The sequence below is a fragment of the Paraburkholderia sp. genome, assembly GCF_035948235.1.
Taxonomy (GTDB): domain Bacteria; phylum Pseudomonadota; class Gammaproteobacteria; order Burkholderiales; family Burkholderiaceae; genus Paraburkholderia.
In genome coordinates this window covers 20,087-34,369 of the sequence record NZ_DASZJJ010000334.1, presented here as the reverse complement: position 1 = coordinate 34,369, position 14,283 = coordinate 20,087, and the positions used below count along the sequence as shown (strand labels likewise).

The 14,283-nt window shown below is 64.6% G+C and carries 16 protein-coding genes; 3 read left to right on the top strand and 13 right to left on the bottom strand.

From position 1 onward, the window contains the following. Nucleotides 1-114: 114 nt before the first annotated feature. Both VG320_RS29715 and VG320_RS29710 read right to left on the bottom strand, forming a co-directional pair. Nucleotides 115-1,128, bottom strand: coding sequence for a 2-dehydropantoate 2-reductase (locus tag VG320_RS29715; RefSeq protein ID WP_327203656.1), 1,014 nt, complete (start codon nucleotides 1,126-1,128; stop codon nucleotides 115-117). A 3-nt stretch (nucleotides 1,129-1,131) separates the two neighbouring features. Then, complete coding sequence (locus VG320_RS29710) at nucleotides 1,132-1,902, bottom strand: class II aldolase/adducin family protein (RefSeq protein ID WP_327203655.1); 771 nt, start codon at nucleotides 1,900-1,902, stop codon at nucleotides 1,132-1,134. Nucleotides 1,903-2,053: 151 nt separating this feature from the next. Here VG320_RS29710 and VG320_RS29705 point away from each other — a divergent pair, with 151 nt between their 5' ends. After that, entirely contained in the window at nucleotides 2,054-2,503 is a 450-nt protein-coding gene (locus VG320_RS29705) for a MarR family winged helix-turn-helix transcriptional regulator (protein WP_327203654.1), read from the top strand. A 1-nt stretch (nucleotide 2,504) separates the two neighbouring features. Here VG320_RS29705 and hpaI read toward each other — a convergent pair whose 3' ends face one another. From hpaI to VG320_RS29670, 7 genes are read right to left on the bottom strand one after another with little or no spacing between them, the layout of a single operon-like run. Continuing rightward, complete coding sequence (hpaI, locus tag VG320_RS29700; RefSeq protein WP_327203653.1) at nucleotides 2,505-3,278, bottom strand: 4-hydroxy-2-oxoheptanedioate aldolase; 774 nt, start codon at nucleotides 3,276-3,278, stop codon at nucleotides 2,505-2,507. 32 nt (nucleotides 3,279-3,310) lie between these two features. Then, nucleotides 3,311-4,114, bottom strand: coding sequence for a 2-oxo-hept-4-ene-1,7-dioate hydratase (hpaH, locus tag VG320_RS29695; protein ID WP_327203652.1), 804 nt, complete (start codon nucleotides 4,112-4,114; stop codon nucleotides 3,311-3,313). A gap of 2 nt (nucleotides 4,115-4,116) precedes the next feature. Further along, a complete protein-coding gene (locus VG320_RS29690) occupies nucleotides 4,117-4,518 on the bottom strand; it encodes a 5-carboxymethyl-2-hydroxymuconate Delta-isomerase (protein ID WP_327203651.1) in 402 nt (133 codons plus the stop codon). A gap of 18 nt (nucleotides 4,519-4,536) precedes the next feature. Then, nucleotides 4,537-5,412: a 3,4-dihydroxyphenylacetate 2,3-dioxygenase gene (gene hpaD, locus VG320_RS29685; protein ID WP_327203650.1), complete on the bottom strand. Its 876-nt coding sequence runs from the start codon at nucleotides 5,410-5,412 to the stop codon at nucleotides 4,537-4,539. A 38-nt stretch (nucleotides 5,413-5,450) separates the two neighbouring features. After that, nucleotides 5,451-6,917: a 5-carboxymethyl-2-hydroxymuconate semialdehyde dehydrogenase gene (gene hpaE / locus VG320_RS29680; RefSeq protein WP_327203649.1), complete on the bottom strand. Its 1,467-nt coding sequence runs from the start codon at nucleotides 6,915-6,917 to the stop codon at nucleotides 5,451-5,453. A 7-nt stretch (nucleotides 6,918-6,924) separates the two neighbouring features. Continuing rightward, a complete protein-coding gene (locus VG320_RS29675) occupies nucleotides 6,925-7,698 on the bottom strand; it encodes a fumarylacetoacetate hydrolase family protein (RefSeq protein WP_327203648.1) in 774 nt (257 codons plus the stop codon). Then, nucleotides 7,695-8,447 (bottom strand): fumarylacetoacetate hydrolase family protein, encoded by a 753-nt coding sequence (locus VG320_RS29670; protein WP_327203647.1) that lies wholly within the window; start codon nucleotides 8,445-8,447, stop codon nucleotides 7,695-7,697. The genes VG320_RS29675 and VG320_RS29670 overlap by 4 nt, the downstream gene beginning before the upstream one ends. A 193-nt stretch (nucleotides 8,448-8,640) precedes the next feature. Between VG320_RS29670 and hpaR the strand changes: the two genes are divergently transcribed. Then, nucleotides 8,641-9,036 (top strand): homoprotocatechuate degradation operon regulator HpaR, encoded by a 396-nt coding sequence (gene hpaR, locus VG320_RS29665; protein WP_103705210.1) that lies wholly within the window; start codon nucleotides 8,641-8,643, stop codon nucleotides 9,034-9,036. A gap of 67 nt (nucleotides 9,037-9,103) precedes the next feature. On the opposite strand, the gene VG320_RS29660 is transcribed toward hpaR, so the two are convergent. Together VG320_RS29660 and VG320_RS29655 are read right to left on the bottom strand one after the other, a co-directional pair. Beyond that, on the bottom strand, nucleotides 9,104-9,415 hold the full coding sequence (locus tag VG320_RS29660; protein WP_327203646.1) for a thioredoxin family protein: 312 nt from the start codon (nucleotides 9,413-9,415) through the stop codon (nucleotides 9,104-9,106). Between the two features lie 69 nt (nucleotides 9,416-9,484). Next, entirely contained in the window at nucleotides 9,485-10,285 is an 801-nt protein-coding gene (locus VG320_RS29655; protein ID WP_327203645.1) for a class I SAM-dependent methyltransferase, read from the bottom strand. 558 nt (nucleotides 10,286-10,843) lie between these two features. On the opposite strand from VG320_RS29655, the gene VG320_RS29650 reads away from it, so the two are divergent. Further along, complete coding sequence (locus VG320_RS29650; RefSeq protein ID WP_327203644.1) at nucleotides 10,844-11,119, top strand: hypothetical protein; 276 nt, start codon at nucleotides 10,844-10,846, stop codon at nucleotides 11,117-11,119. 40 nt (nucleotides 11,120-11,159) lie between these two features. Here VG320_RS29650 and VG320_RS29645 read toward each other — a convergent pair whose 3' ends face one another. Together VG320_RS29645 and VG320_RS29640 are read right to left on the bottom strand one after the other, a co-directional pair. Then, the gene (locus tag VG320_RS29645; RefSeq protein ID WP_414696163.1) at nucleotides 11,160-12,446 is read right to left on the bottom strand and encodes a winged helix-turn-helix domain-containing protein; all 1,287 of its coding nucleotides are present in this window, start codon (nucleotides 12,444-12,446) and stop codon (nucleotides 11,160-11,162) included. Beyond that, nucleotides 12,439-14,229 (bottom strand): FAD-dependent oxidoreductase, encoded by a 1,791-nt coding sequence (locus VG320_RS29640; RefSeq protein ID WP_327203643.1) that lies wholly within the window; start codon nucleotides 14,227-14,229, stop codon nucleotides 12,439-12,441. Before VG320_RS29640 ends, VG320_RS29645 begins: the two co-directional genes overlap by 8 nt. Between the last annotated feature and the right edge of the window lie 54 nt (nucleotides 14,230-14,283).

The following is a 14,283-nucleotide window of genomic DNA, read 5'->3' as shown; positions in this document are numbered from 1 at the left end:
ATCGCCTTGTGCAGGCTACTCGTATCGCGATCAAACAAAACGCGCCCTTGAAATAAGGGCGCGTTTTGTTTCTTACTACGTGCTTTCCAGATGGTTTCGCAGTGCTTGCGAGTTTTAGCACGTGCGCCGCGCCGCATCGAGATTCGCGTCGAGTTGCCGCGCAAGTCCATACAGCATGCCGAGCGACGGCGCGGCGATGCCCGCGCGTTGCGCAAGCTCATAAGGCGCGCCCAGCAAGGCTTCGACTTCCAGCGTGCGGCCCGCTTCGACGTCCTGCAGCATCGACGTCTTGAACGCGCCCAGCTTGCGCGTGATCGCATTACGTTCTTCGATCGTCATGGCAAGGCCGATACCCAGCGCCTCGCCGATCGTGCGCGCTTCCGTCATCACCGCCGCGACCAGCTGCGCCGTGAGCGGATCGTCGAGGATCACATCTGCGGTGGAACGCGTGAGCGCGCTGATGGGGTTCATCGTCATGTTGCCCCAGAGCTTGGCCCAGATCTCGTGCTGGATCGATTCAGGGGCCTGCACGTCGAAACCGGCCTCGGTGAGCAGGGCGCGCGCTTCTTCGGCGCGCGCGGCCATGCGTGCGGTCGCGGCGCCCACGATCAGCAGATTGCCGCGCCCTTTGCGGATCACGCCGGGCGCGGCGATCGACGAAGACAGGTGTACGACGCAGCCCGAGGCCTGCGCGGGCGGCAGCGCCGCCGACACCGCGCCGTCCGGATCGACCGATTCGAGCCGGCCATTGGCGTGCGCCCGGCCGAAGTCGCTGAGAAACCACCACGGCACGCCGTTCATCGCCGACACGATATGCGTGTCCGGTCCGACGAGCGGCGCAAGCGAAGCCGCCGATTGGGCGAGCGCCTGACCCTTGAGGCAGACGAACACGATGTCCTGTGCGCCGAGCGTGGCGGCGTCCTGGGTGGCGTTCACGCGCACCGTGTAGCGTTCGTCTTCGCTTTCGATGATGGTGAGGCCGTCACGGCGAATCGCGTCGAGTTGCGCACCGCGCGCGAGCACGCTGACCTGCGTGCCACTGTGCGCAAGACGGGCGATGCGCGCGGCAATCAGACCGCCGATCGCGCCGGCGCCCACCACGGTGATACTGCGCTGCGAGGCGTTCAATGCTTACTCCTTGTACGAGGGGTCCTGACGATCGACGCGCCGGATCAGCGCCGCGAGGATGTTCTCACCGGCGCCGTGCGCGGGCGAGAACTGTAGCGCGTCGAGTGTGGCGCGCTGCGTGATGGCTGCTTCGATGGGCAGCGCGTTGCCGCGCATCGAATCGGTGACGACCTGGACTTCGCACGCGCGATTGAGCGTCCAGAGTAGCGCGAACGCGTGCGCGAGGCTTACGCCATGCGCGAGCAGCCCGTGATTGCGCAGGATGAGCAGGCGTTTGTCGCCCATCGAGGCAAGCAGGCGCGGCTTCTCGTCGTCGTGAACGGTGATGCCTTCGAAGTCGTGATACGCGACCATGCCGTGCAATTGCGCCGAGTAAAAATTCGTGTAGGCGAGGCCGTCTTCCATGCATGCCACGGCGAGGCCCGCCGTGGTGTGCGTGTGCATGACGCAATGCGCGTCGTCCACGTTCGCGTGAATGGCGCTGTGGATCACGAAACCCGCTGGATTGATGGGGTAATCGCTGGGACTGAGGATCTTGCCATCCAGATCGATCTTGACGAGGTTTGACGCCTTGATTTCGTCATACGTCAGACCAAACGGATTGATCAGGAAGTGCTTGTGCGGCCCCGGTACGCGCAACGTGATGTGATTGAAAATCAGCTCGGTCCAGCCAAGCTGATGAAACACGCGGTACGTGGCCGCGAGCTGCACGCGGGCGGCCCATTCCTGTGGTTCGCACCAGTCGGGCCGCGTGGATTTGGCAGTTGCGCTCATGGGTGTCTCCTGATCGATGGAGCCGATGCTACGCCCAAATAAATGCGTGCGCAAGCATCAAATTTTATGGAAACACCCTTTGTTTTAAGGAGTTGCTGCGATGTTATGCTAGCGACACTGCGGCATCCAACGAACCCGCGAGAAACGAACCATGACAACAACGGCGAAATATCAGATCGAAGAATTGTTCACCTACCGGCTCCACGTGCTTAAAAAGCAGACCGACCGCACGATGAACGAAGCGTTTTCTTCGGCGCTCTCGCTCTCGCTCACAGAAGCGCGCATCTTGCTGAGCGTGGGGGCGTTTGGGCCGATATCGGTATCGGATCTTGGGCGCGTGTCGAATCTCGACCGCAGCCAGGCGAGCCGCGCGACCGACGCGCTGGAGCGCAAAGGACTGCTGGAGAAAGCGTCGAACGCGGCGGACGCGCGCGGCGTGCTCGTCAAGCTTAGCGCACAGGGGCGCAATACTTATCGGCGCGCGTCGGCAATTTCGACGGCGCAGAACGAGGCGATTCTGACCGCGCTAAGCGCGCACGAGCGCGAGGTGCTGCAGGGCGCGCTCGCGAAACTCGTGGCGCAAGGCGGCGAGGTCGAATAATTTAGCTGGCAGACGGACGAAACGCAGCCGCGAGTTCACTCGCGCTGCGCGCGAGCAGGGCAACATCGCTGCCCACCGCGACGAAATTTGCGCCCGCTTCCAGATACTCGCGCGCAATCGTCCGATCGGCGGCCAGCACGCCAGCGGCCTTGCCGAGCGCACGCACGGCGCGAATACCCGCGACGATCGCCTCACGCACCGCAGGCGCGCCCGGCTGACCGAGCAGGCCCATGGATGCGCTCAGGTCCGCCGGGCCGAAGAACACGCCGTCCACGCCGTCCACGGCGGCAATTTCCTGCAATTGTGCGAGCGCGTGCGCCGTTTCCACCTGCACCAGCACGCAAAGCTCGTCGGCGGCACCGTGCAGATAATCGGGCGAGCCGTTCCAGCGCGAGGCGCGCGCCAGCGCACTGCCCACACCGCGAATGCCCAGTGGCGGATAACGCGTGGCTGCCACGGCGTCGCGCGCATCGTCGGCGCTTTCGACCATCGGCACCAACAGCGTTTGCGTGCCGATGTCGAGCAACTGCTTGATAAGCGCGGCGTCGTTGCGCACGGGGCGCACGATCGGATGCGTGGGATGAGGCGCCACGGCCTGAAGTTGCGCGAGCGTGCTGCGCAGATCGTTGGGCGCATGTTCGCCGTCGATCAACAGCCAGTCGAAGCCCGTGGTCGCGAGGAGTTCGGTGACGTAAGAATCGGCGAGCGCTGCCCACAGGCCAATTTGCGGCTTGTTCGCAAGCGCATGCTTGAACGTATTGACTGGGACGGGCATGGTATTCGTTAGTACTATGAATGAATGGGGAATCAAACGAAGCTGAAACCGATGCCGCCCAGCGGACCATAGTCCGCATGGAACGTGTCGCCCGCGCGCGCGGCAATGGGCGCGGTAAACGAGCCGCTCAGAATCACGTCGCCCGCTTCGAGCCGTTCGTCGTGACGCGCGATCTTGTTCGCAAGCCACGCCACGCCTGTAGCCGGATGATTGAGCACGGCGGCGGCCAGCCCGCTTTCCTCTACGCCGCCGTTCTTGTAGAGCAGCGCGCCCACCCAGCGCAGATCCACGTCGAGCGGCTTGACGGGACGCCCGCCCAGCACCACGCCCGCATTGGCGGCGAAATCCGAAATCGTGTCGAATACCTTGCGCGGCGCTTTGGTTTCGCGATCGAATTGCTCGATGCGCGCGTCGATAATCTCGATCGCGGGCGTGACATAGGCTGTGGCGTCCAGCACGTCGAAGAGCGACACATTGGGGCCTTGCAGCGGCTTTTGCAGCACGAAGGCCAGTTCCACTTCCACGCGCGGCGCGATAAAACGATCCGCACGGATCGCAGTACCGGCTTCGATAAACATGCTGTCGAGCAGCGGCGCGTAATCGGGTTCGTCGATCTGCGAGGCGCGCTGCATCGCACGCGAGGTGAGGCCGATCTTGCGCCCCTTGATCGTGTGGCCCGCCGCGAGCTTGAGCTTGACCCACTCGCGCTGGATTGCATAACCATCGTCGATGGTCATCGATGGATGGGCGCGCGAGAAATGACGCAACTGCGTGCGCGTGCGTTCGGCTTCGTCGAGCTGGGCGGCCAGTTCGCGGATGACTTGCGGTTCTAGCATGATTATTTCCTTAACCGCGCGTGCAGGTTGTTGTGCTTCCACGCGCCTTCTTCGCTGAATTCGACGATCTCCAGCGAGAGCGCGAGTCCATGTGCGTCGAACGCCTCGGCGAAGTGCTGCTTGATCGCGTCGAACAGCGCTTCGCCGGTGGCGCGACGCACCTCGGCGCTGCGGCCCGCGCCGATCTTCAAACAGCCGTGCAGGAAGGCGTTATCCGGATCGCCATCGGCGATGAAGTACTGCTCGCAACGCAGCGCGCGCGTGCGGATGCCGCCGCGCGGGTAGACGCGTGCGCCATCGGCATCGCGCTGCGCGTCGAGCACCTTTGCGAGCGTTTCGCAAAGCTGACCGATACTTGCTGCATCGGCGAGATTGGCGCTGTATTCGAGGGTGAGATGAGGCATCTGGAACTCCTTCGGCGTTCAGCGCGGCAGCGGTGTCTTGATGGGCAAAACCGGCAGCACGGCATTGATCTGCCCGGTGCCCGAACTGCCGAAATACGGCGTGATGACTTCCGCGCGCCCCTCGTACTGATCCCAGCCAAGCGCGCCCAACAGCATGGCGGTGTCGTGCATGCCGCCTTCGCCCCAGCATTTTTCGTTGTAGAGCGGCAGCATTTCGCAGAAGGTCTTCCAGTCGCCGCGCTCCCAGAGCGAGACCACGTTGCGGTCGGTCTGCTCCAGAAACGGGTCCCAGACCTTGTGCATAAACTGCTCGGCGGTGCCGTTGTTGGCGAAGTGATGGCTGAGCGAGCCGCTCGCGAGAATCGCCACCGTGCCGTCGTAACGCTCCTCGATCGCCTTGCGCACCGCGAGGCCAAAGCGCGCGCTGGTCGCGAGGTCGTGCCACATGCACCAGCCCGCTACAGACACGGTCTTGAAGTGCTGATCCGCGTTCATGTAGCGCATCGGCACTAGCGTGCCGTATTCGAGTTCCAGGGTGGTTTCGCTGTGCGCGCGGCTCTTCACGCCCATCTCGTTCGCGACATCGGCGATCAGATGGCCGAGCTGTGCGTTGCCAGGATATTCGTACTCCATATTTTTGATGAAGTGCGGCAACTCGTTGCTCGTGTAATTGCCTGCGAAATGCGGCGCGCAATTGATATGGTATTCGCTGTTCACGAGCCAGTGCACGTCGAACACCACAATCGTGTCCACGCCCAGTTCGCGGCAGCGCCGGCCGATTTCCTTGTGCCCGTCGATGGCGGCCTGACGACAGCCCTTGTGCGGCCCGTCGAGTTCCGAGAGGTACATCGACGGTACGTGGGTGATTTTTGCTGCCAGCGCGAGTTTGCCCATCGCTGTCTCCTGTGTCTTTTCTGTGCAGCGTCTGTGCTTCAAGCGCCCCAGCGCGGGATGTGATGCGAGCCCAGCGAAACGCACACGTTCTTGGGTTCGAGGAACACCTCGTAGCTCCACGTACCGCCTTCGCGGCCTACGCCCGAGGCCTTGGTGCCGCCAAACGGCTGACGCAGATCGCGCACGTTCTGGCTGTTCACGAAGCACATGCCCGCTTCCACGGCGGCGGCCACGCGCAGCGCGCGGCCCGTGTTCTCGGTCCATACATAGCTCGACAGACCGTAAGCGATGTCGTTCGAAATGCGGATGGCGTCCGCTTCATCCGCGAACGGGATCAGGCAGGCGACTGGCCCGAAGATCTCTTCCTGCGCGATGCGCATGCGATTGTCGACGTCGACGAACACCGTCGGCTGAACGAAATTGCCTTTTTTCAGGGCTTCCGGCAGATCCGGCAGGTCCAGGCCGCCGCACGCGAGCGTCGCGCCTTCCTTCGAGCCGAGTTCGATATAGCTGCGTACCTTTGCCAGATGACCCTGGCTGATCATCGGGCCGACGATAGTCTTTTCATCGAGCGGATCGCCCACGGTGATGCGCTTCGCGCGCTCGATGAAACGCTCGGCGAACTTCGCGTAGATCGAACGTTGCACGAGAATGCGCGATCCGGCCGTGCAGCGCTCGCCGTTATTCGAGAAGATCATGAACACGGCGGCGTCCAGCGCGCGCTCGAAATCGGCATCGTCGAAGATCACGAACGGCGACTTGCCGCCCAGCTCCATCGAAAACTTCTTGAGGCCCGCGCTCTGCACGATGCGATTGCCCGTTGCGGTCGATCCCGTAAACGACACGGCGCGCACGTCCGGGTGCGCCACCAGCGGTTCGCCCGTCTCCTGACCGAAGCCATGCACGACGTTCAGGACACCTGCGGGAATGCCCGCTTCCAGCGCAAGCTGACCGAGCATGGAAGCTGTGAGCGGCGACAGCTCGCTCATCTTGAGCACGGCGGTGTTACCGAACGCCAGACACGGCGCGACCTTCCACGTCGCCGTCATGAACGGCACGTTCCACGGCGAAATCAGCGCGCACACGCCAGTCGGATGGAACAGCGTGTAGTTCAGATGCGTGCTGGTGGGATAGGTGTGGCCGTCCACCGTCGTGCACATTTCGGCGAAGTAGGTGAAGTTGTCGGCGGCGCGCGGCACCAGTTGCTTGCCCGTCTGCGAGATCGTCTGGCCGGTGTCCTTCGTTTCGGTCTGTGCGATCTCGGGCACGTTCTTCGCGATCAGCTCGCCGAGCTTGCGCACGAGTTTGGCGCGCTCAGCCGCGGGCTTCGCGGCCCACGCGGGGAAGGCGTTCTTCGCCGCGCTTACGGCGAGATTGACTTCCTCCGCGCCGCCGCGCGCGACTTCCGCGAGCACTTCCTGATTCGCGGGATTCACGGTTTCGAAGTAGTCGCGCCCAGCGTGGGCGCGGCCGTCGATCAGGTGTTCAATGCGACCTGTGGACATGGCGTGTTCATTCCGTCGTGGTGGCGCGGCCGAAGTCGGCATCGGACGCGATCGTGTTGACAAGGCGGCCGAGGCCGTCGATTTCGCAAATCACTTCGTCGCCGGCGTTCACGTTGACGACGCCTTCGGGCGTGCCGGTGAGGATCACGTCGCCGGGCGCGAGCGTCATGAAGCCGCTCAGATATTCGATCAGTTCTGCGATGCCGGTGACCAGATCGCGCGTGTTGCCGTGCTGTTTCAGTTCGCCGTTCACGTACGTGCTAAGGTCGAGCGCGTTGACATCGGCGATATCGGCAGCATCGACGAACCACGGGCCGAGCACCGTGCCGCCGTCGCGGTTCTTCACACGCAGATTCGGCCGGTAGTAGTTCTCCAGATAGTCGCGGATCGCATAGTCGTTTGCGATCGTGTAGCCCGCGACGTACTGCATGGCGTCTTCGCGCTTCACATTCTGCGCCGCGCGGCCGATCACCACGGCCAGCTCGCACTCGTAGTGCATGAAGGTGACGTCGGCGGGACGGCGCGTGAAGCCGCGATGGCCGATCACACTGCCCGGCCCCTTGAGGAACACGAGCGGCTCTTCCTGCTTGCTGAATTGCAGTTCTTTCGCGTGTTCGGCGTAGTTCAGGCCAAGCGCGAAGATCGTGCCCGGTTCGAACGGCGCGAGCCAGACAACTTCGTGTTCCCCGCGTACGCGGCCATCGGCCAGACGCACGCGCTGGCCTTCGTGCGGATACGCTTCGTGAATGGCGCCTGCGTAGGCGACGCGTCCTCGCATCATGCTGTGGCTCCCATGAATTCGACGGCGAGCGCCGGCCAGCCTTCAATCGATATAGTTGCGCGCGCACCTTCATGCACGACGGGCGAGCCGTGCGGCACACCCAGCGTAATGACGTCGCCGGGTGCGAGCGTCATGAAGTCGGTTACATCCGCGAGCAGTTGCGCGACATTGCGCACGCTGGCGGCGGTATTCGCGGTGAAGCGCGGCGCGCCTTCGATGTCGACGCTGATCGCGAGCTGGTCCGGATCGGCAACGTGCTTGCGGGTGAGCACCGCCGGGCCGATCACGCAGAAATTGTCGCGTGCCCGAAAGCGCACTGAGGGGCGATAAACGCTTTCGTGCGGCACGCTCAGGTCCGCGACCAGCGTGTAGCCCGCGATGTAGTCGAGCGCGTCTGACGCTGCGACGCGCGTAGCGGTGCGCCCAATCACGATGCCCAGCGATGCGCCTACCTGCACGCCTTCCGCGCCCGGCACGACGACGCGTGCGCCGTGGCCTGCAAGCGTATTGCGCGGCTTCAGATAGAGAATGGGCGCGCGCGGCGGGGCCTTGTAGGGCGGCGCGTTGACGGCGTCGCCCAGCGCTTCGAGCGCATGGCGGTCGTTGAGCAGCGTGCCGTACACGGCGCCGGAAACCGGCGCGCGGCAGCGTGCGCCGCCCGCGAGGAGGGCGCAGGCGGCTGCGGCGCTGACGTCGCGCGGCAGAGCGTCGCCTTCCAGATGCAACAGATGATCGTCTACGGAAAACATGGCGTGGGTCGCTTTCCCGGAAAACACTAATATGTGAGTGATTCTGCGCTTGCTATCATCCAGCGTCAACTATCGACGCCACTTTCGCGGGTTTCCCCTGGTCATAGGGATATCCGCGCCGCGCGTCCTGAACGAAGCCATCATGTCCGATTCCTCACGCACCTCCACGCGCGTCGCGCACCGCAACCTGCCCATGCTGCTCCTGCGGGCACGCGAAAAGATGATGGAGCGTTTTCGCCCGCTCATCACCGCGCACGGACTCACGGAGCAGCAGTGGCGCGTGATTCGCGCGCTCAACGAAAGCGGGCCGCTGGAGCCGCGCCAGATCTCCGACCTGTGCACCATTTCCAGCCCGAGCATGGCGGGCGTGCTGGCGCGCATGGAGGCGCTGGGCCTCGTCACCAAGGAGCGTTTCGCCGACGATCAGAGGCGCGTGCTCGTGACGCTCACGAAGAAAAGCCATCAGCTCGTGAAGGCGATCACGAAGGAACTGGAAGCGCGCTACAAGGCGCTCGAGGAAGAGGTGGGACCGGACGTGGTGGAGCGCGTCTATCGCGCCATCGACGACCTGCTGGCCGGTCTGGAGTGAATGCACGCCGCGCGAGGCGGCGGCATTAACCGGCTAAAGGTGAGAACTTACGGGAGCGTGCGCGTGCTCAGGCGAGCGTGTCGAAGGCGCTGTCGAGTTCGCTGGCCGAAGCGGGCCGCACGATGCGCGCGACTTCCGCGCCGTCGCGCAGAAAAATGAGCGTGGGCCAGAGCTTCACGCGAAACGAGCGGCCTAGCGCGCGGCCCGGGCCGTCTTCCACCTTGATGCGGCGCACGCCGGGATGCTTCGCGAACGCGTCGCCGATCAGCGCTTGCGCGCCCTGGCAGTAGCCGCACCAGTCGGTACCGAATTCCAGCACGGCCTGGCCTTGCAGCGCGTCGATCTCCTTGCGGGCGGGGGCTTGGGTGGCGTAGCTCATCGCAATTCCTTTCGTTTCAGGGCATCTTCATACGATAACGCAAGCGGCGCGAACGCGCCTGGCGTGGCTTCAGCGCGCTTCGCGCATGGCCAGCGTCACGGTCGATTCGATGCGCTCGACAAGCCAGCCATCGCTGCCGTGAGCGGCGACAATCGCGTCGATTTCCGCCAGCAGCGTATCGAGCCGCTCGCCCAGCCGCTCGCGCGCAAGACTCGACATCGACAGTGGACGCGCCTTCAGTTGCTCCGCACTTACACGCCGGTATTCGATCACGGAAATGCGCTCGATGGCGCTGAACGCCGAGCGCGCCAGCACGTCGGTATGGCTCTCCCACTCCGCCGAGCGGCGCAGCGCGCGCGTGGCGTCGCTGTTGGCGTAGCTGTCGAGCAGGTTGCGATACTGCGCCGCCCAGGGACGCTGTGGATCGTCGAGTTGCGCGGTGTTGAAAAGCGCGACCGCGCCGCGCGCAGCGAGGATCGTATCGAGCCGCGCGAGCGTATCCACGCGGTCCATCCAGTGAAACGCGCGGCCAATGACCGCAAGCTGAAACTCGCCGAGATCGGCCGAAAGCTCGTACGAACTGCCCTGGCGATACTCGATATTGGGTGCGATGCCCGCGCCCAGCTGTGCGGCGACTTCGAGCATGGCGGGTTCGGGGTCGATGGCGGTGGCACCGGCTACCCAGCTTGCGAACGCAAGGGAAAGCTGGCCCGGACCGCAGCCTAGATCGAGCAGACGTTGCGTGCCGTCGAGACCCACGCGCTGCGCGACGCGGCGAATCAGCGCGGGCGAGTAGGCGGGGCGGCCGATAAGGTAGTGGGGCGCGGCGTGGTGGAAGCGGTCGGCAACGAAAGGCGTGATCTGGCTCATGGCGCGTGCGGGGCGGTCGGCGAAAAAGGGGACTCGCACAGTCTGGAGATGCGGCGCGGCGGCGTCAAGAAGGGCAAAGGTGAGGGTTTCCGGGAGTGAGATACATCGGCGTCAAGCGCGCACCTTTAAGCTGGCGACGCGGGAACGACCGTGGGCATGAACTGCAGGAATGCGCCGTAAAACAGGCAATGAAATGAATTTGCCGTCGATCTGGCCAGCAGCATGGCGTTCACCCGAAACGCGCGGCAAAGCGCGTGCGCGCTTCAATGGTGAGTATTTGCGGGAGCGCTGGTAACAGAGTGCAAAACGACGTGCAAACACCCCTGTCATGCTGATGTCATTTGCGCAAACCGATAAAAAACACCTGTTTTTCGGGCGTTTTATTCTTTATCGACATGAACGACATCAGACGGTGGCCGCGCGCAAACTGACGCTTTGCGTGCAAAGGTGAGAAGATTCGGGAGTGGTGGGCGGTCATTGCACGGCTACCGGCGATGGGTATATAACAGTAGGGCGGGATTCTTTCTACGAAGCATTTGCAAGGGGAAATCATTCATCATGACGAGCGACGACACGCCAAAGCATGACGCTCAAGCGCCGGGCACGAATGCGCCTCAAACCGATCTGGACAATCTGAACGCCGCGTTCTCGCACGTCGACGAAGGCGTGAAAAGCGGCAATATCGCGGCGGGCGCGGCCAAAGGCCTCGTCTTCAGCCTGATCGAAACGCTGGGCGCGCTGGTGGGCGACCCGGATCTACCCGAACATGCGCGCTCTGGCTACGAAGGCCTGCTTGAAGCGGCCCGCGAACTGCGCGTGAAGCTGGAACGCTAGCTTTACGTAAGCGCGTTACGTAAGCGCCAGGCGATGCGGCTCAGGCATCGCCTGGCGCTTGCTCAAGCAGCACCTCGGCCAGGCCGTCCGGCGCTTCGCCGATGCGCAACTCCGGCGTTCCATGCCAGTCGGCGCAACGTTGCAGCGCACGCCGCAGATCGCTGACGAGCCGGCCGCTCACGCGTACACCCGGCTCCAGATGTAGCGACTTCACTTCGAATACCTGCTGGACGCGATGCGCTTTCGCATCCACGCGCCCGATCAATTTCCCACGGCTCAATATCGGCAGTGCGAAGTAACCGTATTTGCGCTTGTGCGCGGGCACATAGCATTCGATCGCATAGTCGAAGCCGAACAGCGCCACCGCCCGCTTGCGGTCCCAAACGACCGGATCGAACGGCGAAAGCAGCGTCGTAACCGTTGATGACAGCGCGCCGCTAGCGGCGGCGTCGATGAGCGGCGCGTGTTCGCGATGCACGAACGCATCGGCTTTCCAGCCTTCCACCCGCACGGGTACGAGTTCGCCCGCATCGGCGAGTGCGTGCAGCGCTTCGACATAAGGGCGGCGCGGCAGCCGATAGTAATCGGCCGCCCAGTCCGCGCGCAGCACGCCCAAGGCGTGGGCGGTGCGCAGCAGCAGCGCGCGTTCGGCGTCGGCGCGAGTGGGCAGGTCGCGCGCATCGCTCCAGTTGGGCAGCACGCGCTCGGCGACGTCGTAGACGCGCTGGAAATTGCGCCGCTCCGCCACCATCAGCGCGCCAGTTGCGAACAGCACTTCGAGGTGACGCTTCTCCGGTTTCCAGTCCCACCAGCCGCTGCCCTTGTCGCCTTCGGCGCGCGCGAAATCGGCGGAACGCACCGGGCCGTTCGCGCGGATGCGTTCGAGCAGCGCGTCGATTTCGCGGCGATGCTTCGCGTGCCATTCGGCGGCGTATTTCCAGCCCATGCCGGAGGGATCCAGCATGCGATGGCGCAGCAGCCCGTAGTCCTCGATCGGCACGAAACAGGCTTCGTGCGACCAGTATTCGAACAGACGCCCAGCGGCCAGATGCGCGTCGAGCCAGCGCAGGTCGTATGCGCCCACGCGGCTGAACAGCACGAAATAAGGACTGCGTGCGACCACATGAATCGTGTCGATCTGCAGTTGCGCCATGCGGCGGATCGCGGCCAGCACATCGTCCGGCGTGGCCTTGCGGCGCGGCGGCGCAAGCAGTCCTTGCGCGGCCAGATGCAGCGTGCGCGCCGCCGCAAGCGGTAGCGTCAGGCCCGCGGCGTCGCGTGATGAGGCGAGTTCGGCGTCATTTTCGAACGCCGCGTCGTCACGCATGCAGGCCCACCATCGCAGCCACCGGCGTCACGGCCTGAGCGGCGACCGAGGGCATGGCGCCCAGCAACTGGTGGATCTGCGCGACCACGGCCGCGCCTTCGCCCACCGCCGCCGCGACGCGCTTGGTCGAGCCCGCGCGCGCATCGCCGATCGCGTAGACGCCTTCGACCGAGGTGGCAAGACTGCAAGACGCATCGTTGGCGCCCGTGAGCACGAAGCCGTTCGCGTCCAGCGCCACGCCGCATTCGCGCAGCCAGCCGGTGTTGGGGTCTGCGCCGGTGAAGAGGAACAGATGGCGCGCGTCGAAGCGATCGATGCCTTCCGGGCACGGCGCCTTGAGGCGAATCGCGGCGAGCCCGGCTTCGTCCTCGTCCAGTCCGCCAATTTCGCTGCGCGGGTGCACGTTCACATTGGGCAGCGAGGCGATACGGTCGATCAGATAGCGCGACATCGTCGATTCGAAACCGGCCTTGCGGATCAACACGTCGATCTGGCGCGCCTGGGTCGACAGATAGACGATCGCCTGGCCCGCCGAATTGCCGCCGCCCACCAGCACCACGTTTTCCTGCTTGCAGAGCTTTGCCTCGACCGGCGAGGCCCAGTAATAGACGCCGCGTCCCGTGTAACGATCGAGTCCGGCGATGCTGGGGCGCCGGTAGATCGCACCGCTTGCGATCACCACCGTGTGCGCGCGCACGTCGCCGCTGCAGGTTTCGAGGCGGCGCGGGTGCTCGTCGCAATGGAGCTTTTTCACCGAAACCGGAATCGCCACATGCGCGCCGAACTTCTGCGCCTGCACGAATGCGCGGCCCGCGAGCGCCTGGCCGGAGATGCCGGTCGGAAAGCCCAGGTAGTTTTCGATGCGCGAGCTGGCGCCCGCCTGGCCGCCCGGCGCGCGCGAATCGAGCACGATTACCGACAAGCCTTCCGAAGCCGCATAAACGGCCGTGGCGAGACCCGCCGGACCCGCGCCTACGACCGCCACGTCATAGACGCGATCGCCGTTGAGCTCGGGCAGCAGACCCAGACAGGTGGCGAGTTCCGGCGCGGACGGATGGCGCAGCACGCTGCCGTCGGGGCAGATCACGAGTGGCAGGTCAGCGCAGCGCGCCGCGAAGCGCTCGATCACGCTGAGCATGCTGCTGCCGTCGCGCTCGTCGAGCACCGAATACGGGTGGCCGTTGCGCGTGAGAAAGCCTTGCAGGGCAAGCAGCGCCGGATCGTTGTGCTTGCCGACGAGGATCGGGCCGCCCGCGCCTTTTTCGATCAGCGAGACGCGGCGCAGGATCAGCGCGCGCACGATGCGCTCGCCAAGCTCGGCTTCGGCGACGATGGCCGCACGCAGCTTTTCGGGCGGAATCAGGATGGCGTCGACCGGTTCGAGTGCAAGACCGTCGACCAGCGCCGGGCCGCCCGAAAGCTGGCCGACTTCGGCGAGGAAATGTCCGCGCCCATGCTCGACGATCAGGCGCTCGCGGCCCAGGCCGTCGCGCTGGAAGACCTTCACGGAACCGGAGAGCAGCACGAACATGCCGGGGCCGGTGTCGCCGGTGTGGAACAGCAGTTCGCCTGGCTCCCAATGACGGCGCTCGCCGAAACGCGCGAGGCGCGCGATCTCGTCGTCGGTGAGTTCGGGGAACATCTGGTGCCGCCGTGTGGAGAGCGTCGAGAACGGCGCTTCGGCGGGCTGCGGCTGGGTGTCGGAAAACGTTGAAGACGGCGCTGAAGACGGCGTGGACTGCGATGCCTCGTAGCGAGGCGGCTCAGTGGCAATGGAACCCATCAGGCGATTCTCCTCATGCGCATGGCAGCCGGAATACGGCCCGGCTGCCATGCG